This window comes from Clostridium sp. CF012 (assembly GCF_018861755.1).
GTDB lineage: Bacteria > Bacillota > Clostridia > Clostridiales > Clostridiaceae > Clostridium_AD.
In genome coordinates this window covers 1-1,820 of sequence record NZ_JAHLEF010000086.1, presented here as the reverse complement: position 1 = coordinate 1,820, position 1,820 = coordinate 1, and the positions used below count along the sequence as shown (strand labels likewise).

At 34.7% G+C, this 1,820-nt stretch carries 1 protein-coding gene; it reads right to left on the bottom strand.

The features are described 5' to 3' along the window. Positions 1–235 precede the first annotated feature (235 nt). Positions 236–1,669: a DDE-type integrase/transposase/recombinase gene (locus KPL50_RS26300; protein ID WP_216301430.1), complete on the bottom strand. Its 1,434-nt coding sequence runs from the start codon at positions 1,667–1,669 to the stop codon at positions 236–238. Positions 1,670–1,820 lie beyond the last annotated feature (151 nt).

Here is a 1,820-nt window from a genome sequence, read left to right as displayed (position 1 = left end):
GATAGTGTTAACTGACTTATGGAAAAACCTAATTGGTAATAATAGGAATTAGATTGCATCTTTGAAAAATAAAGCCTTTGTCTTTCTATCCTTAAACTTATGGAAGTTAATGTTTTTGTTCTCACAAAAGAAAAAAGGGTAACAAAAATAAACCTTCTCAAACTGTTTCTTTTTTTACAGAAACTTGGTAGGTAAGTAAAATTTGATTAAAGCAAAAGAAGAACGGTAAATTTAACTATGCAAGTTGTTTTTCTAATATAAGATGTTGTGAAAGTTCAATTAATTTTTGCCATTTACCAGGCATTGTGCGAATCCTTTCGAGCTCAGGGATAGAGTTCAATGGCCCCCAATAAGCGTAGCTATGTGGGCGGAGAAAGTTGTAATAGGCTACAAATAAAGCCAAGTGCGTCTTGGAACCTTCCTCACTACCAAAGCCATTTGTAACCCTATAAGAGAATTTAAATGTTCTGTTGAGGCGTTCAATTATTTGTTTAATCCAACGATATTCAGTTGAGACAGGATCACTGTTAGTAAGTCCAATTACCTGGGTTACATCGAAATCAAAGCCATTAAGATTAAACTGTTGCTGCGCAAGCTTGTATGCGGTATAACCATCAGCAATGAATTTAAGGGACTTACCAGGAAATTCTTTAAATTTATCAAATGCCATACGCATAGTTAAAATGCAAGGCCCGGTATCACGGGTAAAGGATGCTTGATATCCTAAAATTGATTTCTTGATGGCATCCATAACAAGCCAGATATATTGATGGACTCCTTTGACTTTAGTATAGGTTTCATCAGCGGCAAGATAAGTAGTAGGTTTATAGTCATAATTATCTACAAAGGGCTTAACCATAGCGGCAGCTGTGATGGCGTATCTGCTAACCATGACATGAGATATTTTAACTCCATGGATTTCCCACAGAGCAAGCGCCGTACGGCGTGTAGATAAACCTAAATTAACGTTATATGTTAAGCAAAGTCCCATTACATGTGAAGAAAAATTTCTGAATTTGAGGCTAGTAGCACCCTTTGGCATAGAATATAAATCTACATCAAAGAAATCAGTGGTGAACTCACGGTAAATGTAATGAAGTTTGAATTTATGTTTATCTTTCTTGTATTCCTCAAGGTCTTCTAACGAAAGTTTTGCAAGAGAATTCAGGTAGAAATCACATTTTTTATTAACGCATTTATGGACAAAAAAATGCTTGCGATCTTTCTTTTTACTGAGAGCATGTCCACAAAAAGGGCAAATGAAAAGCTCGGTCTTTAAATCAACTTTGTTTTTGCTGAAATGCAGATCACAAACCTTGCAACAAAGCTGCCCACGGCCACCTGCATTATCGTAGATATAGTTATGTGGAGCATCACAGCGAGGGCAGACAGTATCAGGTGCTACTGGGTTTTTACCACGAGGATTAACTGGCTTTTTCTCCTTCCCATTAGCAATCTTGTACTCTTTTAACATTTGTTTGTAATCAAGCTTTTCAAAGTTCTTAATAATAGGTAATTTATCTACAGTAAGTTTTTTATATTTAGGGCTTGTCATATCGTATTTTGGAGCCTTTAAAGGTATATTTTTTGCAATGAAAATAAGTAATTGATTTATTTGCGAAAGTAGTAGTTGATTATATGTAACTAATATTGATATAATTGTACTCACAATGACACCGTCCTTTTGGATTTTTGTTGGGTTGAGATACAACAATTATACCAAAAAGAGGGGGTCATTGTTTTTTTGTTATAAAAACAGTTTAAACCCTTGCTAAAGCAGGGATTTATATAAATAAAACAAAGATAGTGTTAACACTATC